The organism is Trichocoleus sp. Lan (assembly GCF_039961855.1).
GTDB lineage: Bacteria > Cyanobacteriota > Cyanobacteriia > Cyanobacteriales > FACHB-T130 > FACHB-T130.
In genome coordinates this window covers 146,119-169,223 of sequence record NZ_JAMPKA010000014.1, presented here as the reverse complement: position 1 = coordinate 169,223, position 23,105 = coordinate 146,119, and the positions used below count along the sequence as shown (strand labels likewise).

At 48.9% G+C, this 23,105-nt stretch carries 17 protein-coding genes; 8 read left to right on the top strand and 9 right to left on the bottom strand.

Going from position 1 to position 23,105, the window contains the following annotated elements:
• Nucleotides 1-296: 296 nt before the first annotated feature.
• From NDA03_RS14575 to NDA03_RS14565, 3 genes are all read right to left on the bottom strand, one after another.
• On the bottom strand, nt 297-1,343 hold the full coding sequence (locus NDA03_RS14575) for a fatty acid desaturase (protein ID WP_348238388.1): 1,047 nt from the start codon (nt 1,341-1,343) through the stop codon (nt 297-299).
• Between the two features lie 203 nt (nt 1,344-1,546).
• Nucleotides 1,547-1,810 (bottom strand): hypothetical protein, encoded by a 264-nt coding sequence (locus tag NDA03_RS14570; protein ID WP_190434831.1) that lies wholly within the window; start codon nt 1,808-1,810, stop codon nt 1,547-1,549.
• 258 nt (nt 1,811-2,068) lie between these two features.
• Nucleotides 2,069-3,025, bottom strand: a complete 957-nt coding sequence (locus NDA03_RS14565) for an aldo/keto reductase (protein ID WP_348238386.1) — start codon at nt 3,023-3,025, stop codon at nt 2,069-2,071.
• Nucleotides 3,026-3,139: 114 nt separating this feature from the next.
• Between NDA03_RS14565 and NDA03_RS14560 the strand changes: the two genes are divergently transcribed.
• Nucleotides 3,140-4,588, top strand: coding sequence for a BCD family MFS transporter (locus NDA03_RS14560; RefSeq protein ID WP_190525422.1), 1,449 nt, complete (start codon nt 3,140-3,142; stop codon nt 4,586-4,588).
• 73 nt (nt 4,589-4,661) lie between these two features.
• Nucleotides 4,662-5,468: an inositol monophosphatase family protein gene (locus tag NDA03_RS14555; protein ID WP_190525421.1), complete on the top strand. Its 807-nt coding sequence runs from the start codon at nt 4,662-4,664 to the stop codon at nt 5,466-5,468.
• A gap of 167 nt (nt 5,469-5,635) precedes the next feature.
• Here the strand turns inward: NDA03_RS14555 and ggt are convergent, their stop codons facing one another.
• The 3 genes from ggt to NDA03_RS14540 all read right to left on the bottom strand — a co-directional run bounded on the left by ggt (nt 5,636) and on the right by NDA03_RS14540 (nt 12,910).
• Nucleotides 5,636-7,315, bottom strand: a complete 1,680-nt coding sequence (ggt, locus tag NDA03_RS14550) for a gamma-glutamyltransferase (RefSeq protein WP_348238384.1) — start codon at nt 7,313-7,315, stop codon at nt 5,636-5,638.
• Nucleotides 7,316-7,484: 169 nt separating this feature from the next.
• Nucleotides 7,485-12,725, bottom strand: coding sequence for a PAS domain S-box protein (locus tag NDA03_RS14545; RefSeq protein ID WP_348238382.1), 5,241 nt, complete (start codon nt 12,723-12,725; stop codon nt 7,485-7,487).
• Complete coding sequence (locus tag NDA03_RS14540; protein ID WP_190525418.1) at nt 12,719-12,910, bottom strand: hypothetical protein; 192 nt, start codon at nt 12,908-12,910, stop codon at nt 12,719-12,721. Before NDA03_RS14540 ends, NDA03_RS14545 begins: the two co-directional genes overlap by 7 nt.
• A gap of 258 nt (nt 12,911-13,168) precedes the next feature.
• On the opposite strand from NDA03_RS14540, the gene NDA03_RS14535 reads away from it, so the two are divergent.
• From NDA03_RS14535 to NDA03_RS14525, 3 genes are all read left to right on the top strand, one after another.
• A complete protein-coding gene (locus NDA03_RS14535) occupies nt 13,169-14,710 on the top strand; it encodes a DEAD/DEAH box helicase family protein (protein WP_190536708.1) in 1,542 nt (513 codons plus the stop codon).
• A 38-nt stretch (nt 14,711-14,748) separates the two neighbouring features.
• Nucleotides 14,749-15,963 (top strand): DUF790 family protein, encoded by a 1,215-nt coding sequence (locus NDA03_RS14530; RefSeq protein WP_190416075.1) that lies wholly within the window; start codon nt 14,749-14,751, stop codon nt 15,961-15,963.
• Between the two features lie 541 nt (nt 15,964-16,504).
• Nucleotides 16,505-16,942 carry a hypothetical protein gene (locus NDA03_RS14525; RefSeq protein ID WP_190416074.1) on the top strand — a complete coding sequence of 146 codons (438 nt, stop codon included), beginning with the start codon at nt 16,505-16,507 and terminating at the stop codon, nt 16,940-16,942.
• Between the two features lie 103 nt (nt 16,943-17,045).
• Here the strand turns inward: NDA03_RS14525 and NDA03_RS14520 are convergent, their stop codons facing one another.
• The 3 genes from NDA03_RS14520 to NDA03_RS14510 form a co-directional block, all read right to left on the bottom strand.
• Complete coding sequence (locus NDA03_RS14520; RefSeq protein ID WP_190416073.1) at nt 17,046-17,348, bottom strand: RNA-binding protein; 303 nt, start codon at nt 17,346-17,348, stop codon at nt 17,046-17,048.
• 168 nt (nt 17,349-17,516) lie between these two features.
• Nucleotides 17,517-17,747, bottom strand: a complete 231-nt coding sequence (locus NDA03_RS14515; protein WP_190416072.1) for a hypothetical protein — start codon at nt 17,745-17,747, stop codon at nt 17,517-17,519.
• Nucleotides 17,748-17,923: 176 nt separating this feature from the next.
• A complete protein-coding gene (locus NDA03_RS14510; RefSeq protein ID WP_190434803.1) occupies nt 17,924-20,677 on the bottom strand; it encodes a cation-transporting P-type ATPase in 2,754 nt (917 codons plus the stop codon).
• A gap of 252 nt (nt 20,678-20,929) precedes the next feature.
• On the opposite strand from NDA03_RS14510, the gene NDA03_RS14505 reads away from it, so the two are divergent.
• The 3 genes from NDA03_RS14505 to NDA03_RS14495 all read left to right on the top strand — a co-directional run bounded on the left by NDA03_RS14505 (nt 20,930) and on the right by NDA03_RS14495 (nt 22,918).
• Nucleotides 20,930-21,580 carry a CAP domain-containing protein gene (locus NDA03_RS14505; protein ID WP_242031267.1) on the top strand — a complete coding sequence of 217 codons (651 nt, stop codon included), beginning with the start codon at nt 20,930-20,932 and terminating at the stop codon, nt 21,578-21,580.
• Between the two features lie 254 nt (nt 21,581-21,834).
• Entirely contained in the window at nt 21,835-22,023 is a 189-nt protein-coding gene (locus NDA03_RS14500) for a hypothetical protein (protein ID WP_190416070.1), read from the top strand.
• A gap of 184 nt (nt 22,024-22,207) precedes the next feature.
• On the top strand, nt 22,208-22,918 hold the full coding sequence (locus NDA03_RS14495; RefSeq protein ID WP_190434909.1) for a pentapeptide repeat-containing protein: 711 nt from the start codon (nt 22,208-22,210) through the stop codon (nt 22,916-22,918).
• The last annotated feature ends 187 nt before the right edge of the window (nt 22,919-23,105 follow it).

Below are 23,105 nucleotides of genomic sequence, written 5' to 3'. Positions count from 1 at the left end.
AATTTTTAGAGTCAAGTATTCGGTGTTTTTTAGTTGCTGTTGCAGATGAATTTGATAAAATTGAGGAAGCATTTTTAACAGATGGGGCTTTTTAACAAGAGTGACCCCATCTTTTTTTACCGCAACTTGGCTTCAGGAGCACTTGCACTAGGCTTTTGACGGGGTTGTCACCCCGTGAGCCGGCGTGCAGTTGATCCGTCACCTAAAAATACCCTTTTGCCAAAAAAAACACCCCATTCCTAAAAAGTCAAGGGTGCTTGAAAGAGTGTATACCTGATTATTTTGGAGCTGCTAGCCTATCGCCCAATGTGGTAGTCCTTAAAAGACTGGTAGTAAGAGTCTTCGGGATTGTACAGGTGACATTCAGCTGTAATCTGCTTCATCAAAGACCAAGAGAAGCGGCATTCACGAATTGAGTCTCCCCAGTTTTGTTGGATACTGCGATGAGCTAGTCGCAAGTTATAGGAAGGAATTGCGGTAGAAATATGGTGGGGAATGTGAACGTTGATGTCGTGGCAGAGAAATTCCACCCAGCGTGGATAATCGCAATGGACGGTTCCAAAGAGTTGCGCTTGAGCTTGATTCCACTCGTCGGCGGGGGTGAAGGGAATTTCCGGCGCTGTGTGGTGAACCAAGGTAAAGGTACTCATCCAGAAGTGGTACACCAGCCAGGGTAGAAGCCAAAATTTGACAAACCCCCAGATGCCGATTGTGGCAATTAATAAGGGGAAAGCTACGCTGGCAAATCCCAACACGACTATCGCCGATAATTTCACCTTCTGGCGGTCTTTGCCTTTAAATTGCCACCAATTAAAATGCATAACGCCCCAGTGGACAATCGAAGCCACCCACCAAAATCGACCCCGCAGTAAGCGATAGCCCCACTGTCCCAAGCTTCCTAAACTGTTATAAAACTCTGGTTGAAAGGGTTCCCAAGCATTGTCTTCATTAAGCTTATTGGTGTGGGCATGATGGTAATTGTGCAGAATCCGCCAACTGTGGAAAGGATAAATTAGCGGCAGCATGAATAAATGCCCCACGAGATCGTTCACCCAGCGCCGATTGGCAAAGGAGCGGTGTCCGCAGTCATGACCAATCACAAAAAAACCAGTCAACCCTGTGCCGATAAAAATCCAGAGGGGAGGTAAAAGAAACCAGGGAGCGATCGCTAAACCCCAGTAGCCCAAGCCAACCATTAAAACGTTAATCAGCGCTGTGAGCCAAGCTTTGCGGCGATTCTTGGTAAAAACCTCACGCGGTAGACTTCTCAAAATGTCTCTTAGGTGCAGGCTGTCAGTGGTTGCATCCGAGTTCGGGATCGTTGCTGGGATGGTCGATGTCATGCAGAGATTAAAGTTCTCGTGGTTTTCGTTGAGTGCAGTGCGTTTATACGCGCACAAAAATACTGCCCGATACAGATTTGTGGCAGGCAGTATTTTTGATCGGCGAATGATTTATAACTTCGGGCAAACGAAGCTAGCACCGAAGAGTTGCCGATAGAGTTACAAACAGCATTTCTAGGGATAAAAGCCTCTTCCTACGAACCTTACGGGTTAGCGGTGCTGGGTGTCGCCGCCATCTCGCGATCCGATGCTAACCGCTGCTGTTTGATTGTTTGCAGCTGTTGCAAGAGAATTTCAACTTCCGCCTGCAAATGCAGGAACTTAACTTGCTGGTCGGCTTGATAGACAGCTTTGGTCACAGGCTTCAGATGCTTGTCACCAGTTGGGGCTGTCAAAAGATTGCTCAGCGGCTCGGAATTGCCAACAGAGTCTTGCGGACGGGTCAGTGTAGATGAACGAGTGGACATCAGCTAAACAGATATTTCTGTGTACTCACACCATCCAGTAATTTTAGCCTGAAGTGGTAACTAAGTTAAATTTTATGTGTCGCTTTTCTAATTGGCTAAAAAAATGCTGTGTTCTGTAGAAGTTAGGTCGGTACTGCTACCTTTGTCGCTCTGGCGGACGCAGGCTGCGCCTACGGGTCGAATACGGCTCGCGTCGTTCCTTCAATAATGGACACAATCGAGGCACCGCCTCGATTGCGAACCAAATTTAAAATCGGTTTAATTTCGCCAAGGACGACTCACCTGTTCCAATTGGGCACCTTCCTCGCTGCTCAATTCCCAACCGAGCGCCCCGGCATTCTGCCGCGCCTGTTCGGCTGTCTTTGCGCCTGGAATCGCAATCACATCGTTCTGAGCGATTAACCAATTGAGGGCAACCTGAGCGGGGGTTTTTTGATACTTTTCCCCTAACTGACTCAGCAAGGATGTCACCGGGGAGATTTTCTCTAAGCCGCTGCGGCTGAAGCGAGAGTCAAATCTGCGGGCACCCGTCGGTTCCTGGTACTTCTCAACGGTGTACTTACCAGTGAGTAACCCTTGTGCAAGAGGGCTGTAAGCCAGGATTGTCACCCCCAGTTGACGCGCTGTGTCTAGAATGCCGTTGGTTTCGATTTGTCGCGTTAGCAGAGAATAGCGTACTTGGTTCACCGCTAAAGGCACACCCCTGGCTGCCAGCAGTTGGTGGGCTTCTTTCATTTGTTCGGCTGAATAATTGCTGACGCCGACTGTCGCAATTCTGCCTCGCTTCACCTCATCGGCTAGAGCATTCATCAGCGTCTCTTGACTCATTAAGAAGGTAAAAGGCCAATGCACTTGATAAAGGGCGACTTGCTCGACCCGCAGACGTTTTAAACTTTCTGTTAAAGCATCTGAGACAGATTGAGCCGTGAATCGCCAAGGGGCAGGGCCGTATTTGGTAGCAATTTGGGCAGGACACCCAGTTTCTTGCATGAATTTTCCCAAAAGTGACTCTGACTCTCCGAACCCGTAAATCTCAGCAGTGTCAAAAAAGGTAATGCCGGAATTTAGCGTGGCTTCAAAGGCTTCTCGTAGTTGGGCTTCCCCGTAATCGCTGCCATAATTCCAAAACAGCTTGTCCCCCCAAGCCCAAGTGCCGATACCGAGTTGGGTGACTGTGGGACCATCGCGTCCTAAAGTAATCGTTTGTAGGCTCAAAATTTCTACTCTTTACAAAACTTTATATTTTTCAGTTTAACGTCGCAGACAGTCGCAGATGAGTATGGTGAAATGAAAACAGCAAAAGATGCTTTCATTTGCTTTTAAAAAAAGATGGCAACAGGTGATATATCAAATTTGCAACCAGAAGACTCGAAACCCCGCGAGTCATTTCCTCCCAAGGTGAATTTATTCACCATGTTCCGACTCGGCTTATTTCAGATGGGATTGGGGATGATGTCCGTTTTGGCGCTGGGCATCCTCAACAGAGTCATGATTGGGGAGTTAGCAATTCCTGCCACAATTGCTGCGGGTGCCTTAGCGATGCACCAGTTTGTTGCCCCAGTGCGAGTGTGGTTTGGGCAAATGTCGGATGCAAAGCCGATATTGGGGTATCACCGCACGGGTTATGTGTGGATAGGCGCGACACTATTTGCGATCGCATCCTTCCTCGCCGTACAAGTAATGTGGCGGCTGGGCAATGTGGTGCAAGCTGCCGGGGGTTGGTCGTGGACAACCCAAACCTACGGATGGACTGGTTTGCTGGCACTTGTCTTCGTGTTTTATGGCGTGGCGCTGAGTATGAGTTCGACTCCCTTTGCCGCGATGTTGGTGGATGTTTCCGATGAAGATAATCGTTCTAAACTCGTCGGGATTGTCTGGTCTATGTTGATGGTGGGAATTGTTATCGGGGCAATTCTCGGCAGCAGTTTGCTCAAGCAAGTCGGCACAGACGCACCCCTATCAGCATTGCAAGCCTCGATCGACCGCTTGTTTATGATTGTACCGGCGACCGTGGTGGGTCTGGCATTGCTGGCGACGGTGGGCGTCGAGAAAAAATATTCCCGCTATACCTCTCGTTCCACTTTAGTAGAGCGAGAAGATAGCATTACCTTGGGTAAGGCATTGCGAGTGTTAACCGCTAACCGGCAAACGGGAATCTTTTTTACGTTTTTGCTGGTGATGACGATTAGTTTGTTTATGCAGGAAGCAGTCTTAGAACCTTATGGGGGCGAGGTTTTCCGAATGCCAGTTTCGGAAACAACCAAGCTGAATGCTTACTGGGGACTGGGAACCCTGATTGGAATTAGCAGCACTGGTTTTTTGATTGTGCCGCGCCTAGGTAAGCAAAAAACTGCTAAGCTAGGCTGTTTGTTAGTAGCCGCTTGTTTTGTGTTGATTATCCTGTCAGGATTTAGCCAAAATCAAAAGTTATTGCAGGGTGCGTTATTCTTGTTTGGGCTTGCCTCTGGCGTCACAACCACCGGCGCGATTAGCTTAATGCTGGATCTGACAGCAGCGGAAACAGCCGGTACGTTTATCGGTGCTTGGGGATTGGCGCAGGCAATGGCACGGGCACTGGCAACCGTGACGGGAGGTGCTGTTTTGGATGTGGGGAAACAGCTATTTGCAAACCCGGTACTCTCTTATGGATTGGTATTTGCGCTGCAAGCCGTGGGGATGGTGCTAGCGGTTTGGTTCCTCAGTCGGGTAAATGTGTCAGAATTTCGCACAGATGCCAAAAATGCGATCGCAACTGTCCTGGAAGGTGAATTAGACTAACGAATTGCGAATAGATCATCGCTAATGGTGAATTGTATTGCCATTAGCCATCAACCCCGAACCACGAACGCAGATGACAGATTTTTGGGAGAAGGTTCTCAGCTTTGCACAAGAGACGACTGTTAGACTCGGTGAGCAACTGCTGCAAGATTTTGGACAGATCCAGGCAGAACATAAAGCAGATGGGAGTTTGGTAACGCAGGCAGATAAGTGGGCGGATCGAGAAATTCGAGAAGCGATCGCGCGCACATTCCCCAGCCACGATGTTTTGAGTGAAGAGGCAGAACATACCTTTTTCGGTTCCGAATGGTGCTGGGTCATCGATCCGGTTGATGGCACCACCAATTTCACGCGGGGAATTCCAATCTGGGGAATTTCAATGGGGTTGCTTTATCAAGGCACTCCGGTATTCGGGTACGTGTATTTCCCCCCCACCAGGCAATCTTTTCACGGCTTTTGGCACGGTGAAGGCGGTGACAATGGTGCTTTTTTAAATAATCGCCCGATTCACACTAGTCCAGATGCTCCGAGTAATAGTCACTTCTTCTGCGTGTGTGCCAGAAGTACCTCTATCTTGCAGAAACCTTTCCCCTGCAAAATCCGGATGCTGGGCGTCACCACCTACAATTTCCTGGCAGTTGCTTCCGGTACCAGCTTGGGCGGGGTTGAATCTACCCCCAAAGTTTGGGATATTGCAGCAGTTTGGGCAATTTTGCAGGCGGCGGGTGGGGTTTGGATACCGCTGAATTCAAAACCTGTGTTTCCTTTGCAAAAAGGAGTGAATTATGGCAGTATTTCTTTCCCCACTTTAGTCGTGAGTCGTCCCGAACTCGTCCCAACTTTTCAACCTTTAGTGCAATTTTTGGGCAATAACAATTGACACTGCCGCTCTTTAAGGAAAGCTTCTTACATCTGGCTGAGGACGGTTGAAATCAATCCTCTTCCCTCAGCCCTCTTCCCTGACTCCTCAGCCCTCACTCTTTTTCTCTCAGTCCTCAGTCCTCAGTCCTCAGTCCTCAGTCCTCAGTCCTCAGCCCTCAGTCCTCTCTAATAACCGCTTGGGGCACCTTCGCCGCGAGGATCGGCAGCACCTTCTAATAAGCCTTCAGGGGTCACGACGATCGCGTTCGCATTTCCCCAAGGCGATCGCTCTTCGATTTTGTGCCCTCGACGACTCAGTTCTGCAAGCGTGGCAGCGTCTAACCCGTAAGGTTCCACGTTGAGCTTGTCAGGAAGCCATTGATGATGGATGCGGGGGGCAGAAACGGCGGCACCGGCATCCCTGCCGTATTCCAGGACGTTGAGGACAATTTGCAGCACGGTCGTAATGATCGTGCTACCCCCAGGCGCGCCAGCAGCCATCCGCAGCTTGCCATTTTCGGTGACGATCGTTGGGGTCATACTGGAGAGGGGAATTTTGCCGGGAGCGATCGCATTCGCTTCACCGCCCACTAATCCAAAAACGTTGGGAACTCCCGGCGCAGCGGCAAAATCGTCCATCTCGTCATTTAGCAGAATCCCCATTCCCGGCACCACCACACCCGATCCAAAGCCGTAGTTAATCGTAAACGTGAGGCTGACGGTATTGCGCTCCTCATCGACTACCGTTAAATGAGACGTATCTTGGGATTCCTTTGGATTGGCAAAGCCCTGTAGCGTCTCCTGATTCCCTGCCTTTACCTCAGTGGAAGATCGCGCCCGTTCCAGACTAATTTCCTGGCGTCTTTTAGCGGCGTATGCCGGATTAATCAAGGCATTAACCGGAACTTTCACAAAATCCGGATCGCCCAAATGTACAGCCCGATCCGCATAAGCAATCCGCATTGCTTCCACCATCAAATGCAGGGAGTCTGGGTGGTGCCATCCTTTGGATTTTAAGTCAGTTTCCCCAATAATATTTAAGATTTGCAGCAGGTGAACGCCTCCCGACGAAGGCGGCGGCATCGAGCAAATCCGAGCAGCGCGGAAATTGCCGCAGACGGGGGCGCGCCAAGTCGTTTTGTAAGATTTTAAATCTTCAAGGGAAATCAAACCCCCATTTTTTGCCATATCGCTCGCGATCGCGCGGGCAATGCCGCCAGTATAGAAGTCTTGAGGATTGAGGGCGATCGCTTGTAAGGTTTTGGCTAAATCTTTTTGTACCAGCTTCTCTCCCGGTGCAAACAAAGTGCCGTTCGGCGCAAAAATTTGTCGGGCTGCGGGATTATTGAGAATGGCATCCTTGCGGTTTCCAGCAACTTGGGCAAAACGCGAGGTAGGGTTGATCGTAGAGCCTTCGTTGGCAAAACGAATCGCCGGTGCGATCGTTTCTTTCCAGGGAAGTTTGCCATACTGGCGATGGAGTTCATACAGTCCCGCCACCGTTCCGGGCACTGCTACTGACAAATATCCATTGACACTGGCATTGGGACGCACTTTCCCCGCTGCATCCAGGTACATATCCCGCGTTGCCTTCAGGGGGGCGCGTTCGCGAAAGTCAAGCGCTTTGATTTCGCCAGTTTTCTCCAAGCGTACCAGGGCAAAACCCCCGCCGCCGATCCCAGCCGAAAAAGGCTCGACAACGGAAATGGCAAAAGCAGTTGCCACGGCTGCATCGACTGCATTGCCTCCCTTGCGTAACATAGTCAACCCCGCGTCACTCGCCAGTCGGTGAGCCGAGACAACCATCCCCCGTTTGCTTCGGAGGGGCTGTACAAATGCTGCGGGTGCTTTGTCGCACCAAGACATGGAGACAGAGACAAGAACTGTCACCAGTGCTGCGGAAAAACGCTTAGACCTCAGAGAAATAGGCATTATTGTGGCGCAACTGAGCGATCGCTTTTGCCACTAAAGATATCACTTACCACTAGCGATGATTGTTTTTTTTCTTGAACCAATCGCTTTTCCTTACCACCATTCAAGATTGGGTGCGTCCGGTGAGGTTAGCGATCGCTGTCGCTAACTCCACGGGGTTGACTGGCTTAGAAATGTGTACCTGGAAACCTGCTTGCAGCGCCTTTGTACGGTCTTCAGCTCTGGCGTAGGCGGTCAGCGCTACAGCCGGAATTGTTCTACCTTGTGTATCCAGCGCCCTGACTTGACGAATCAGGTCGTAGCCATCTTCTTCCGGCATCCCAATATCGCTCACCAAGATATCCGGCTGCAAGCGGTGGAGGGCTTCCAGTGCTTCGCGGGCACTCGTCACAGCGGTGACTTGGGCGTGGTATTGCTCCAAGATGGCAGTTAGCACTTCGCGGGCGTCGGGTTCATCATCCACAATTAGCACTCGCAAGCCATCCAGCGTTACGGCACAGGAAGCGAAGTCGGCGGAGGAAGGAGGAAGGTGAGAATCTAATTCATCTTTCCGGTTTTCTGCTTCCTCCCTCCGGAGCGGTAAATTCACAATAAAGGTTGCGCCTAAGCCAAGTCCGGGGCTTTGGGCGCGGACGGTTCCCCCTTGCAATTCTACGAGGTGGCGCACGATCGCAAGTCCAAGTCCGAGTCCGCCATGCGATCGCGTAGTTGTACCATCGGCTTGACGGAAGCGTTCAAATACATAAGGGAGAAAGTCGGCACTAATCCCTTGTCCCGTGTCAGTTACTCTGATTTCGGCATAGTTGGGAATCGGGAATGGTTCGTTCCCATTCCCCCTGCCTACAGAAAGTTGTACCTCGATCCGCCCTCCCTTGGGGGTGAACTTGACGGCGTTAGAAAGCAGATTCCAGACGACTTGCTGCAAACGAGCGGAATCGCCCAAAATGAGTCCGACTGAGCGATCGCATCTAGAGTCAATTTGAATGTTTTTCGCTGCTGCTGCGGGTAGCACCGTATCGATAGCCGCCTCAATCACGGGTACAAGTTCGATGGGACGCACATTTAGGCGCAACTTGCCGGTAATAATCCGCGAGACATCTAGGACATCCTCAATCAATTGAGACAGTGCCCTAGTATTGCGGTCGATGGTTTCCAGGGCGCGGGCGGCAGTGGCGGCGTCAAACTTCCGGGTACGCAGGAGTTGAGTCCATCCCAGCATGGCGTTGAGCGGCGTTCGCAGTTCGTGGGAAAGGGTCGCTAAAAACTCATCTTTGGTGCGGTTTGCTTCTTGGGCTTCCCGGTAAAGGCGTGCATTCTCAACCGCGACGGAAGCCATCTGTGCCAGTTGGACGAAGATGGCTTCATCTTGTTCGGTGAACTCACCCTCGTATTTATCCGACAGTTGAATCAAACCGATATTTTTCCCGTTGTGTCCCGTCAGGGGTGCAGCTAGCCAGCCTCGCATTGGTAGATTATCAACAGTTTTGTCAAATTCTTTCCAAGCCGGATGTGCCTCCAGCTCAGCTTGCGTCATCCGCATCGGGCGGTTCCTCTGCCAGACAAGCGAGTAGATGCTCGTCGTCACATCAAGTTCTTCAGGGGATTCGCGCCTGGGTGCATATTTGTCTGACACAGAGATGGCGTTGAGAGACTGCGCCCAGTCTTGATTAAAACTTAGTTTGGCGTGTGACTGGTGGGCACCGATGATGGTACGCGCTTGGTCAGCGATCGCTTGCAACCGCTCATCAATCGAGAGTGTAGAGTTGATGGCTAAAGCAGCATCCGCCAAGCCTCGAAGTTGGGTCGCCCGTTGTTGTTCGTTGAGCAAAAGTTGGTTGCGTTCTTGCTCTAACTGCTTGCGATCGCTAATATCGGCAACAATGGACATACAGCTAAGATTTCCCTGAGCGTCACGCACTGGACACGCCCAGACGCTGATATCAACCAGTGAACCGTCTTTCTTTCGACGACGTGTTTCTATAGCCGTTAATGTTCCGCCTTGCTCGATAGCATCAAGTTGTGCTATAAACTCGTCTCGTTTATCTTCTAGGATGCTAGGAAGAAAACAGCCGACTACCTCTTGTTCACTCCAGCCGAAGATCCGCTCATCTGCTGGATTCCACAGTTTTACCGTTCCATCATCAATACTGAGAACTGTAATCCCCAGGGGACAAGCTTGAATCAGGCTGTCAAGAGTTTGGTTCGTTGCTTGCAGCGCTTCCTCAGCTCGCTTCCGTTCGCTGATGTCTTCAACCATGCCCAATCCATAGCAGGGGTTCCCTTCTCGATCGTAAATTGCCGTAGCTGTAAGATTAATCCATAAAATTTCCCCATTTTTCTTGATATAACGTTTTTCTACTTGATAGCGAGTTAGTTCACCTGTGAATAATTGCTCTGTATAGCGCCAATCTTTTTCAATATCTTCGGGGTGGGTAATCTCTGTAAAGGTCAATTGACTGAGTTCTTGCTCTGGGTATCCCAACATCTCACAGTAGGTTTTATTCATTTTGACCAAGCGACCGTTTATGTCAACCACGGAGATGCCAATGGGTGCCTCTTCAAAAAATTTCCGGAATCGTTCTTCGCTTTCTCGAAGTGCTTCCTCGGCTCGGACGCGCTCTGTAATATCTTCGTGTACCAAAACCACTTCGCGAATATTTCCGGTTTCATCTTTGACGGGATAGATGAAAGCCTGCGTCCAGCGTTCTTGCTTGTGGAAATCTCCTAGCTCCGAAACATAGTAGATGATGGGTGGCATGGCTGTCGCCTCGCCAGCAAATGCCTTTTGAATGTATGGCATGATGCCTTTAGCGACTAATTGCTCATCCTGCAACAGGTTGTATTCCGAAAGTTGGTCAAGCGTGATTCCCCAAAGTTTCTCCCAAGCCTGGTTGACCTGAAGAATCCGACCGTCGAGAGCCATAATTTGCGTACTCAATGGAGACTGATCTACCAAAGCTCGGAAGCGAGCTTCTGATATTCGCAATTCCTGCTCAGCGCGTTTGCGTAGCGTAGCGTGCCGCAGGCTTTCGCTTAAGTCAATCGCAAAACCCACGCCGATTTTGTTCGCTCCGCCCAGATAGCCTGTCCCCACTAGGACGGGAACCCTGGTGCCGTCTTTGCGGATGTATTCTTTCTCGAAAGGCGTATGGGTGCCTGTCTGCTGCATCTCCTCCATCGCCTGCACATCTAAATGCCGATATTCTGGCGGCGTCATTTCCGCCCAGTTCGCTTTTCCGGATAGCACTTCCTCCTGTGTATAACCGACGATGTTACAAAAGACATCGTTTGCCTCCAGGATATTGCCAGAAAAGTCCGCAATGATGACCCCGATAATATTTGAGTCAATCAAGCGTCTCGCCCGTGCTTCACTTTCTCGCAGAGCCTCTTCAGCTTGCTTGCGCTGGGTGATGTCGCGGGAAATGACCACGATCCCCTTGATACTTTTATCCTGATTGTGCAGGGGGGCGACGATATATTCGTAGTGTTGCAAGCCGCTAGCACCTAAGAACTCGTTCTCATTTCTGATCGGTTCTCCGGTAGAGATGACTTCTTCTCTGTGAGCATCAAATCGGCTCATAATTTCTTCTGGCAAGCCGATATCTCGCCAAGTTTTGCCTACCAGCTCGCTTGGCTGGAATCCCACCACTTGGGCACCGCCAGCGCTTACATATTGGTAGCGGCCTTCACGATCGAAGATGTAAATGTGATCGACAGATGCCGAAAGAATTGCATCCAGCGTACTGGCTTGTTCTTGAAGCTCGTTTGCAAGTTGCCGAGATTTTTCTTCCGCTTGTTTGCGTAGCGTAGCGTGCCGCAGGCTTTCGCTAATGTCCTGTTGAGTTCCCCACGCTCGTACTAAAAAACCATTTTCCACAATTCCTACGAGGTTATTTAAGAAATATTTGGGATTTCCTTCTTTATCCACCTCATAGGATTCTGCATCGCTGAGTCGGTAGCCAGACTGAATAAACGCCCGCAAATATTCAATATTATGTGGCTCGGAGGGAATTAAAAAATCTTCTAATCTTACCCCAATAATTTCTTCTACACTACTAAACCCATACATTTGAGCCATGACCCGATTGCATTCAGCTAAGTATCCATGTTGGTAAAAACGCTGAATCTGCTCATCTTCTGTCACTTCTGTGGGAATCGGTTGCTCAAGTTCAAATCGCCAAATTCCTTCTGAACTCCGCTCAATAAAAGCGCGGTAGCGTTCTTCGCTGTTCCGCAACAAGGCTTCAGCTTGCTTGCGCTCAGTAATGTCTCGAATAATACTTAAAACTATTTTTTTATTGCCAATTCCTAAGCTTTGAGCACTCACTTCTACCGGAAAAGAACTCCCGTCTTTCCGGTAGTGAATGGTTTCAAACAAAATCCCTTCTTTGTCTGCTTGTTCAATTTGCTGAGCGATTAAATCCCGAGTTTGTGGCGCTCGTAAATCGTTAATATTTAGGGAAATCAACTCTGATTTAGAGTAACCATAAGCCTTAACAGCAGCTTGGTTTGCTTCAATAATTTGACCATCAAGCTGAATATATAAAACAATGTCACGACTGTGTTGAGAAAGAAGTTGATATCGTTTTAATTCTTCCTCAGCGGCTTTGCGCTCGGTGACATCAGTTAACATCGCGATCGCTTTCGGCATCGCTTCACCTTTCGCGTCGCTGACACCGCCTTCATGAAAAATAAGATTTGTGGAGACAATTGCCCAAAGCGTCGAACCGTCTTTGCGGCGGTAACGGAAGTCAAACGGCTCTTTAATACCCTGTTTTCCTCGCTCCAAAGATTGCTCTAACTGAATGCGAGCCTCTTCATCCATGAAGTCAAAAATTGGACGACCGAGCATCTCTTCTACACCGTAACCGAACATCTCGGCTAACCGTTGATTGACGTACTCTATTCGCATTTGGGCATCCAATAACCAGATGCCCTCGTTAGCCGTCTCGACGATGCTACGATACCGCTCCTCGCTGGCTCGTACTTTTAATATGTTCTTCTCGGATCGATGCTTGGCAGCTTTTAATTCCGCGCTGAGCCAACTAATAAATAATGCCACCAACCCAAACACCGCCACTCGCAGGATGTCCCCTCCACCAAACAAAACTGAATGGAACGGCGGGATAAAAAAATAAGAAATCGTTAAAGTAGACAAAACAGTAGCTAACAGTCCCGGTTTCGAGCCGCCGTACCAGGAACTCAACATCACGGCAGCAAAAAAAAGTGGGGAAATGTGCGGCTGAATGTGCGGCAATAACCACAGCGTCAGTACCCCAGCGCTAGCAACGGCGAGTACAGCAACACCGTAGCGCCGTAATCGAGGGTTGATTTTTTTTAACATATTCTGTTCTCCTGGCGGGTTCGGCATTTGGAGCGCTTCGCACTAATGCCAACACCGATTCTTGATGTAAAAAATGAAAAACGAATCTCCCGCGCCAGCGCGATCGCGTTGCGCTGACTTGTCAGTTCGCTGGTTCGCACATCTACCCTAATGGCTCCTCGATCCGTATCATAGCCAGATGTCAAGATTTAGCGCCTCTATATTGCAAAATACTGATGATGCCAGTGTTAAACACAAAAATCAGCTCCAATTACGCTGTTGCACAAGATTGCACCATACTGTAACAATTTTGCGCGGTTGGGTTGTGAGGTTGGGAGAGTCTATTTACTACCCCCGATGCATTCATCCCTTAATTAGGGAAAGCTCCAATTACTGCAAGGGTTCAATCGCATTGTGCATTAAGTCTCCTAAAATTATCGGGGGATTAAGAATGTAAAAAAATAATGGCTCGTAGCCCTACTTTATCTTTTGATCGTGGCACTTTAATATTGCATCCGCCTCCTAGGGGCAAAGCTTGGGTGGAATATGCGACTTGGGACGATCGCGTGGAAAAGTTCCGCATTCCGGCGATGCACTATCGTCAACTGGTAGAAGCACTACAAGCGGAAGAAACAAATTTTATCGATGAGGCGAAGGGTTTTCAAGCGCTGGAACTCGTCGCCAGCATGGAAATGGAACCCTACCCGCATCAAACCGAGGCGCTAATGGCTTGGAAGCAAGCGGGACGTCAGGGAGTAGTGGTGCTGCCTACGGCGGCTGGGAAGACGTATCTGGCTCAACTGGCGATGCAGGCGACGCCGCGCAGTACGTTAATTGTGGTGCCGACACTGGATTTGATGCACCAGTGGTATGCCCACTTGACGGCAGCTTTTCCGGATGCAGAGGTGGGGTTGCTGGGAGGGGGTTCGCGGGATAGAACAGCAATTCTGGTTGCCACTTACGACAGTGCGGCAATTCATGCCGAAAACTTGGGCAATCGCTATGCCATGCTCGTGTTTGATGAGTGTCACCACTTACCGACTGATTTTAATCGGGTGATTGCCGAATATGCGATCGCTCCCTACCGACTGGGACTTAGTGCCACTCCAGAGCGTTCTGACGGCAAACACGCCGATCTAAATCTTCTCATTGGTTCCGAAGTTTACCGCAAAACGGCAGAGGAACTTTCTGGTTCGGCACTTGCTGAGCATGAGATCGTGCAGATTAAAGTCAAGTTATCGCAATTAGAGCGCGATCGCTATAACGAGTTAATTCAACTCCGCAACAACTTTTTGCGAGAATCAAATATTTCTCTGGGTAGCATACAAGGTTGGCAGCAGTTTGTGATGAGAAGTGCTGGTTCGCCAGCGGGACGTCGGGCGATGCTAGCCCACCGGGAAGCGAAAGATATCGCCTTGGGGACAGACGGCAAACTACGAATTCTCGCCAATTTGATTGCCGAACATCACCCAGAACGAATTCTGATTTTTACGGCTGATAACGCTACCGTTTATCGCATTTCCCAAGATTTCTTAATCCCAGCGATTACCCATCAAACGCCGGTGAAGGAACGCCACGAGATATTAACTCGGTTTCGGGAGGGAGAATACAAAACTCTGATCGCTTCCCACGTCCTGAATGAAGGGGTGGATGTCCCCGCCGCTAGCATCGCAATTATCTTATCCGGCACAGGTTCGCAGCGTGAGTTTATTCAGCGCATGGGGCGGGTTTTGCGGAAAAGTCAGGATAAAAATAAACGCGCTATTCTCTATGAGGTAGTGGCGGAAAATACCAGCGAGGAAGGTACATCCCAACGGCGGCGGGGAGATAAGAAAAACGAACCGCCAAGGCGCAGAGAACGCGAAGAAAGAGAGGAGAAGAAAGGTAAACAATTGGAGATTTTGCCGTCGAAACCGATTTATGGGGTAAATTCTAATGTCGCTAAGCGAGCAGCGGAGTCACCGGCAAGATGGGGAGAGGAGGATGAACCACCCATTAGCGATTAGCAATTAGCAATTAGCAATTAGCAATTATCTAAATCCAAATGTTACCTACCGACCTTTTAATCCATCGTCAAAATGGCGAAACAATAGTCCCGAAGCGCTTAAATATTGATGCTCAGAATTTGGGGATTGCATCCGATCTGATTACCTGTTTTCAGGAAGCGCTTGGTTGTACGCAGGGAGAACTCGATCGCCAGTTGCTGGAGTTAGAAGGAGATAGTCCAGATTATCGCCTGAAGCGAGGACTTGCCCACATTCTCAAAAGCAGTTTGTGTACGTTTGAAATCGTCAGTCCCTTGGAACCGCAAGAATTGCGGGAACGAGTCTTTGCGCTGGCGGCTCAATCTGTTCCCAGCCCCCAAGCCTCGGCGCAGACACTAAGCTTATTAGCTGACAAACTTAGCCAGGAACTCGATCGAGAAGTGCTGGCAAGTCAAATTCGCATGGGACTTTACGCGGATTTAGCCGAGAATCGCATCCTCACCCAGTTTGACACTCCCACGCCCGAAAATTTGTTGCACCGCTACAATTTATCCCAGGTGCAGGGTGTCTTCTATCGTGCGAGTCAAATTACCCTGAATGCTCACCGCAACGTTCCGGGCGAATATAAGCTGTTATTCCGCTATCTCAAATTATTTCAATTGATGGCATATATTGAAGGCGATGCGGATCATGGCTTCACGATAACAGTGGATGGCCCTACCAGTTTATTTAAGCCGAGTACGCGCTATGGGTTAGCGATCGCTAAACTCCTCCCAGCTTTACTCCACGTCACTAAATGGAGTCTCAGCGCCACGCTGCAAAACCGCGATGCCTTCACTGGCAACTGGAAAACCGGACGCTTTACGCTGAATTCTGAATGTGGTTTGGTGTCCCACTATCCACCTGGCAAGCCTTATGACAGTATGTTAGAGGCGTCCTTTGCCGACCGCTGGGACGCGCTGAAAAGTGAATGGGTATTAGAAAGAGAAGTTGACCTTATCCCCATTCCAGGCAGTGTCATGATTCCTGACTTTCGCCTCGTGCATCCTGATGGTCGCACGTTCTTACTCGAAATAGTCGGCTACTGGCGTCCCGAATACTTGCAAAAGAAGTTTTCTCAGGTGCGTCGCGCTGAATGCGAGAACTTAATTTTAGCGATTTCTGAGCGGCTAAATTTGGAGAAAGCCGGTGTTAAACTGAACGATGTACCGGCAAGAATTGTTTGGTTTAAAGATAAATTAGCACCCAAGGCGGTGCTAGCGGCAATGGATTAATCTCTACTTGCTTTCAGAAGAGTGCATTCGTCGCTCTGCTCATCATGACAGCTCACTTTGGCAATTTGTTATCAACGCTACCGAAATCCAGTTAATCTACTTTTAAATATTTTCTCGCTTCTACGTAACTTTCCGATTCCCTACTTGCATAGAAAACTATATAGCAATTTTCGTTTGGAGCAGTACAGTTTAACCCCCCTCCGGCTTCTCTCCGAAAGCCGAGTGGGTTTGAGGTTCAATGTGGAGCGCATACTTAGCGAGAACCGCGATACCAACTCTCGAAAAAGAATTTTTTTAACGTAGGGACTGCCCCAATACTGCTCCTTGAAAAATAATAATTTTAGCTTGACTTTAGCAGCAAAAAAAACAACAAATACTAATTTTGGTGGTTTAGCTCTCGTCAAATCTTATTAAGGAGTGCCCACTACTTAAGCATTGAGTATACTTTACTTCTACTTCTATCGGAAGTAGGAAGACGATTACAGAGGAATGAGTTTTAATCAAGTGCATCCCGATTTTAGGAGAAACCAAGTAGATACCGATGAATAAAGATCTTAAAACTCAAATTAAAACGCGAGTTGGCATGATGTTGGTTGTGAGTGCTGGAATTTTGCTGAGTTTTCCAGCTACTGCACTAATTAATAGTCCTAATAATCACTCCAATGCTGGTAGTGGCTCCGAGCAAGCTGATTTAACTGTGAGTAGCCAAGAGTTATTCGCTCAAGATGCGCCAGCCAGCCCCGAAGATAGTCCCGAAGATAGTCCCGAAGCCAGTCCTGAAGCCAGTCCCGAAGCCAGTCCCGAAGCTAGCCCTGAAGCCAGTCCTGAAGCTAGTCCTGAAGCCAGTCCTGAAGCTAGCCCCGCAGCTAGTCCTTCAACCACAAGTACTATGAACAACAACAACACCGACCTCATGCCAGGAATTTGGCTATGTTTAAATAATCCTAGCCCGCAGTGTGGTAATCCCCCCAGACCTTAAACTCTCCACCTGTCTGGAGTGCGAAGGGGGCGCGAAGGGAGCGCGATCGCACTCCAGCGACCAATAAAAAAGCCCCCAGAAATGGGGGCTTCTTCTTTATGTTTTAGTAGCGACGAGAGAAACTGTTGTTTCTGCGACCGCCACCATCGGACGAACTTCTGTCTTCGCGGGGCTTGGCTTTATTCACTTTCATGTCACGACCCATCCATTCAGCACCATCCAGGGCTTCAATGGCAGCTGTTTCTTCAGCCTCGGTAGACATTTCCACAAAACCAAAGCCGCGCGGACGACCTGTTTCGCGGTCAGTGGGTAGCTGAACCCGCTTTACAGAACCATATTCTGCAAAAACGCCGGTTAAATCGGCTTCGGTAACGTCGTAGGACAAATTACCTACATAAATAGACATAGATCGACTCCAAAATCATAGGAACGTGGAGATTTAGATTTCGGAGAGGAGTCTGTTAAGACCAAGACGAAAAAGCCAGTCAATAAAAACAAAACCTTGCAACCGAATCAACTCTCATTTGAGATGATAGCATTTTAGAATTTGATCTGGAAAAGAGCCATAAAAGTATTACAAAACGCAATATTGAGGATGATGTAGGGGCAAAAGGCGCTCGCATACTTGGATCGGCAGTTCTCTCCCCTTCTCTCCACTTAACCGAGGATAACGGTGCGCGATCGCATCAAAAGAGTCAGTACCCGCATGGGCGAGGAGACTCCATCCTGACAGCCCTATTTTCCAGTGAAATCCAAAGCGCTGAGTGCTGACAAAATGTATCTTCAAGAAGACGTTAAGCTGCATAGAAACTGTAAGTAAGTTTGGGTTGTTTGGAATCAGCAACCAGAAGCACAGAATTTGGACGGGTCTACGCGCTTAAACAACAAGCCATGTCTTCAGCCTTGCAGCCAGAATCGGATAGCTACTGACAACAGATGCGATAACCGCAAGCCTTCTACAACTCAAAATCTAAAATGGGATTAGTGTTGTGGATCAAAGCGATTGACGAAGGCGGCTACTGCAATCATTGGCAACCCCACCAACAGGCAAATGAGCCATTGATTTAAGTTCAGTGGTGTTGTGGAGAATAAGCCATTCATTAGGCTCCACTGACTGAAGATTACTTGCAAAAGCAAAGTGCAGGCAATCCCAATTGCCAGGGCTGGGGAATTGCGAATGCGTCCGATGCCACGAATTTTGGCGATGACAGCATTTCCAAAGTGGCTAATGCTTAAAAGATAAAAGATTCTCCCGACCACTAAAGCCTGGATTGCCATTGTGCGGGCTAAATCAATATTCCCGGTTGTTTGTTTCATCCATTCAAATACGCCAAAAATTACAATCCAGTTAAAAGCAGAAATTACTAAGATCCGCTTTAACAGACTGCCAGAAAGCAAGGGTTCATTCGGGTTGCGTGGAGGCTGTTGCATCACCTGCTGAGATTTAGGCTCAAAGGCTAAGGGGACGGTCATGGCAATAGAATTAACCATATTGAGCCAGAGAACTTGTAAAGATAAGATGGGCAATTCTCTAGCGAGTAACACGCTAATCAAAATCGTCATCGATTCGCCACCATTAACGGGGAGAATGAAGGCGATCGCTTTCAGGAGATTTCGGTAAACGGTACGACCTTCCTCAACAGCCGCTTCTATCGAGGCAAAGTTATCATCGGTCAAAATCATATCGGCGGCTTCTTTTGCCACCTCAGTACCCGCACCTCCCATTGCAATCCCAATATCTGCTTGCTTGAGTGCAGGCGCATCGTTCACCCCATCCCCCGTCATCGCGACAACTTCGCCTTTAAGTTGTAAAGCTTCGACAAGACGGAGTTTCTGTTCCGGTGCAACACGGGCAAACACGACTCCATCTTCTACCGCTGTTGCCAGTTCTTGTTCATTCATTTGAGCAAGTTCTTGCCCGGTAAAGGCCAGAACTTCCCCATGCCTTTTCAATTCCATGCGAGAAGCGATCGCTGCGGCGGTGACAGCATGATCGCCCGTAATCATTTTGACTTGAATCCCCGCTTCCTGACAGGCTTGCACGGCAGCGATCGCTTCTTTTCGCGGCGGATCGATCATCCCCTGCAATCCGATGAAAATCAGATTCTTTGCAATATCACCATGATCTACTGATTGTTGCTCGGCTGACACGGGCTTCTTCGCCAACGCCAACACCCGTAGCCCCTGTTCTGCCATTGCATCGACTTCCCGATGCACCGTTTGTCCATCCACAGGGATCAAACTCCCATCAGCATCTAGCATCTGCTGACAGCGCTGGAGAATTGCCTCTACCGAACCCTTCACGTAAATCGTCGTACCGGGGTTTCCCCGCCCGTCCCCATCGCTTTTACCTTCATGCAACGCTGCCATGTACTGAAATTCAGACTCAAACGGAATAACATCCAACCTAGGCATTTCTCGCTCTAAGTTTGACTGCTTTAATCCCACTTTATTGGCAACAGCAATTAAAGCTCCCTCTGTCGGATCGCCAATCACAACCCATTGCTCGTCCTTGACTTCTAGATGGGAGTCATTGCATAACAATCCGGCTTTTAAACACTCTAGAAGAACGGGGAAATTGTTCAGGTTAATCGGCTTTTCTTCTAACAGGATTTCCCCTGCCGGATTGTAGCCGCTACCGCTGGCTGTATAGTGCTGACCTCCGGCATAAATGGCTTGTACCGTCATCTGGTTTTCAGTCAAGGTGCCGGTTTTGTCAGAACAAATGACTGTGGCACCACCCAGAGTTTCAACGGCTGGCAACTTGCGGACAATAGCATGACGACGAGCCATGCGGGAAACGCCAATCGCCAACGTCACCGTCACAACGGCGGGTAATCCTTCGGGAATCGCACTCACTGCTAAGGCTACGGCAGCTTCAAACATTTTTACCCAGGAATTGCCGTACCCCCATCCCACTGCAAACGTCAGCGCGGCGACTCCTAGAATGACGTACAGCAACTTTCGACTGAATTTGTCAAATTTGCGAGTTAAGGGGGTTGTCAGGCTGCTTCCCCGATCCATTAACTGGGAGATTCGCCCGGTTTCAGTCGCTTCCCCAATTGCGACGACAACGCCCCTGGCAGTACCAAATGTCACGAAGCTGCCAGCATAAGCCATATTGGTTCGCTCCGCCAAGGGTGCGTCTAGGTGCAAAAGCGGGGCTTCTGTTTCCGCCTCTTTTTGTACTGCAACCGACTCGCCGGTGAGTGCAGATTCGTTCACTTGCAAGTTACGCACCTTCACCAGTCGCAAATCGGCAGGTACTTTGTCTCCAGAAGTGAGGAGTACGAGATCGCCCGGTACTAACTCAGTCGAAGGAACTTGTACTTTTTGACCCTCGCGCAGTACATTTGCATCTGTTTGGACAGAAGAAGCTAAGGCAGCGATCGCGCTTTCGGCTTTTGATTCTTGGACAAATCCGATAATGGCGTTAATTAGCGTCACGCCCCAAATTACCCACGCATTCACCCATTCCCCTAGAAATGCCTTGACTGCACCAGCAATTAACAAAATATACAGGAGCGGTTGATTAAATTGCTGGAGAAATCGCACTAAGGGACTTTTTCCGGCTTTACCCTTGAGTTCGTTCGCTCCAAAACGTTCCTGTCGCTTTGTTACTTCAGCAGATGTCAAACCTGTTTCTATGTTGCTGTCTAAATTCTGAGCAACTTCTCCCACAGGTAGATGATGCCACTGATTTCCCACTGATTTCTCTTTCGCTGTTGCTGTCATTTTGTTGGCTCCTCTAGAGGCAAGAAGTCTATCTGTTGCAGACAAAAAACCAAAAAGTATGAGTTTCTTGCATAGATTCTGTTTTCTTTAGTGTTAGTAACAAATGTGACTAGAAAGTGACAGCGATCGCAAACAAAGTCGAATGTGCCGATTGTCGTCCAGCACAGCCATCTCGGTTCTCGCTAAGCTGAGAATACTAGCTCAACATGATGGCTGATGCCAGCAGCGATGAATCACAAAAGGATTTTTCGATTGATTCAAATTCAACAAACTAAAACAGCAACCAGCAGAAGCATACCCGCGCAAAATTTAAAGGCAACCATCAGGCGTCAGCGACGACCAAGGATAGCTTGGATATTCTGGATACCGATGGCTCTAGGATTGGTAGGGTGCGAACCTGCCGCAGAGTTATTGCGGCAATTGCCTGGACAGGATGTACCCGAAGCGCCGAAATTGCCTAACAGCGCCGCTCAATCCCCCACCAGTGCCCAGATGGAAGCTTCTGTCCGTCAGCGGATCAATGAAGTCCGCCAAAAGAATGGCTTAAATCCACTTCAAAACAACGAAAAATTAGCACGGGTTGCTCGCAATTACAGTCAGAAGATGGCTCGTGAGAACTTCTTCAGCCACGATAGTCCAGATGGCAGCACTTTGACTAAACGGGTTCGTGCGGGGGGAATCTCCTACTGGATGGTTGGGGAGAATTTGTTTAAAAGTGTGAATGCTCCCCAACCCGTACCGTTAGCTGTTGAGGGATGGATGAATAGTCCCGGACATCGTGCAAATATTTTGCAAGCCGAATACGCCGAGACGGGTATCGGAGTTTGGCGGCAAGGAAACACTTGTTACATTACGCAGTTATTCTTGCGATCGCAATTTTCACCCAAAGATTTATTCAAGTAATTGTGATGACAATTGCTTGACGACGATCTGGAACTGCTGTCATTAAAGAAAAAGCCCTCTTGCTGTTGAACGAGAGGGCTGTATTTTATGGTGTGAGGAGTAGAACTTTGCAGTTCTTACTATCAGCCTAGTCAGCGAATGTGACGTTTTGGTGACTATCCGATGACATTTCTTACACCATCAGCATTGGCTGCCATCCATCAATTAGAAGAGGCATCGCTGCCGCTGCATTCCCAGATTTAGAACGACAATGCATGGCTAAGTGTTTAGAAAGCTGCCTGTGTCGGGTTAGCCGAAAAACCTATTGCATCATTCAGGCACTCGCCAAGGCAGCGGATAGAGATATAGAGAACGGCTTAATCTTTTTCGGAGCATACGCCGGACGCGCAGACCGAATTATGTCTGTCGCTGAGGTGATGGCGGAGTTAACCGGAACGTGTTGAGATCGAATCGGGTGCGTACCTGCCTGTGGCGGGATCTCTTTTAGCGATCGCATTTCCTGACAAGTTCCTCAAACTGCGTTTCTATAATGAGACTGGGGAATAATACCTAGCTTGAACGGTGATGGCTGAGCGAACCTCTTTTCAAGAGAACCCCCTACAGTTGCAACACTTAAAGGCAACAGAGATGACTATTGAAGAGATCCTGAATCGGTATGCCGAAGGCAAACGAAGCTTTCAAAGGGTCAACCTGCGAGAGGTTGATTTGCAGAATGCTCACTTTCATGGTGTGAACTTCAATCAGGCAGATTTACGGCAAGCGCGATTGGGTAAAACGGACTTTAGCCGAGCCAGCTTCCGGGAGGCAGACCTCAGCGAAGCGCTCTTGTGCGGAACTGATTTGAGCGAAGCTGATTTGGAGCGAGCCATTCTACGAGAGGCAGACTTGAGTGGTGCCGAGCTGAGTTACGCCAATCTGGAGCGAGCGAACTTGAGTAAAGCAACCTTAGGAGGTGCGAATTTAGTCCGCGCCAGATTATTTCGTGCCAATTTGTTTGACGCCAATTTGCGTCCTACGTCCGACCAAGCGACGGATCTGAGTCATGCGATTTTAAGCGATGCAGACCTATGCTACGCCAATTTAAGTGGAGCTGTTTTATATAGGGCAAATCTAAATGGTGCAAAGCTTTGCCGCGCTCATTTAAATCGAACGCCACAACAAGGAATGAAATCAACCGATTTGAGCGCAGCCAACTTGCGAGGAGCTGACTTGAGTTATGCCGATCTCACAGGAGCAATTTTACACAAGGCAAATTTGAGAGATGCTGATTTGACAGGCGCTGTGCTGACGGATGCAGAGTTGCAGGGAGCAATCATGCCCGATGGATCGGTACAGTGAGGGGTTACTAACCCCTCACGCGGAGAGAGCAGTGAAGTTAATGGCTAGACTGGTTATTTCACAAGTGTTCATAGAACTTTATGGCATAGCTTTGGTTTAAGTCGTTCCATATTCTTCGTTTTGTAGCCTGGTTTGCAGGGGCTATAGTTAGCCATTTCTGCTAGTGCCCTTTAACCTTACCTGCCTT

Bases quoted from the DNA above. Each gene is read 5' to 3' on its own strand.
- NDA03_RS14575 (WP_348238388.1), bottom strand. From the start codon at position 1,343: ATGACATCGACCATCCCAGCAACGATCCCGAACTCGGATGCAACCACT.
- NDA03_RS14570 (WP_190434831.1), bottom strand. From the start codon at position 1,810: ATGTCCACTCGTTCATCTACACTGACCCGTCCGCAAGACTCTGTTGGC.
- NDA03_RS14560 (WP_190525422.1), top strand. From the start codon at position 3,140: ATGGCAACAGGTGATATATCAAATTTGCAACCAGAAGACTCGAAACCC.
- NDA03_RS14555 (WP_190525421.1), top strand. From the start codon at position 4,662: ATGACAGATTTTTGGGAGAAGGTTCTCAGCTTTGCACAAGAGACGACT.
- ggt (WP_348238384.1), bottom strand. From the start codon at position 7,315: ATGTCTTGGTGCGACAAAGCACCCGCAGCATTTGTACAGCCCCTCCGA.
- NDA03_RS14545 (WP_348238382.1), bottom strand. From the start codon at position 12,725: ATGTTAAAAAAAATCAACCCTCGATTACGGCGCTACGGTGTTGCTGTA.
- NDA03_RS14535 (WP_190536708.1), top strand. From the start codon at position 13,169: ATGGCTCGTAGCCCTACTTTATCTTTTGATCGTGGCACTTTAATATTG.
- NDA03_RS14530 (WP_190416075.1), top strand. From the start codon at position 14,749: ATGTTACCTACCGACCTTTTAATCCATCGTCAAAATGGCGAAACAATA.
- NDA03_RS14525 (WP_190416074.1), top strand. From the start codon at position 16,505: ATGAATAAAGATCTTAAAACTCAAATTAAAACGCGAGTTGGCATGATG.
- NDA03_RS14520 (WP_190416073.1), bottom strand. From the start codon at position 17,348: ATGTCTATTTATGTAGGTAATTTGTCCTACGACGTTACCGAAGCCGAT.
- NDA03_RS14515 (WP_190416072.1), bottom strand. From the start codon at position 17,747: ATGCAGCTTAACGTCTTCTTGAAGATACATTTTGTCAGCACTCAGCGC.
- NDA03_RS14510 (WP_190434803.1), bottom strand. From the start codon at position 20,677: ATGACAGCAACAGCGAAAGAGAAATCAGTGGGAAATCAGTGGCATCAT.
- NDA03_RS14500 (WP_190416070.1), top strand. From the start codon at position 21,835: ATGGCTAAGTGTTTAGAAAGCTGCCTGTGTCGGGTTAGCCGAAAAACC.
- NDA03_RS14495 (WP_190434909.1), top strand. From the start codon at position 22,208: ATGACTATTGAAGAGATCCTGAATCGGTATGCCGAAGGCAAACGAAGC.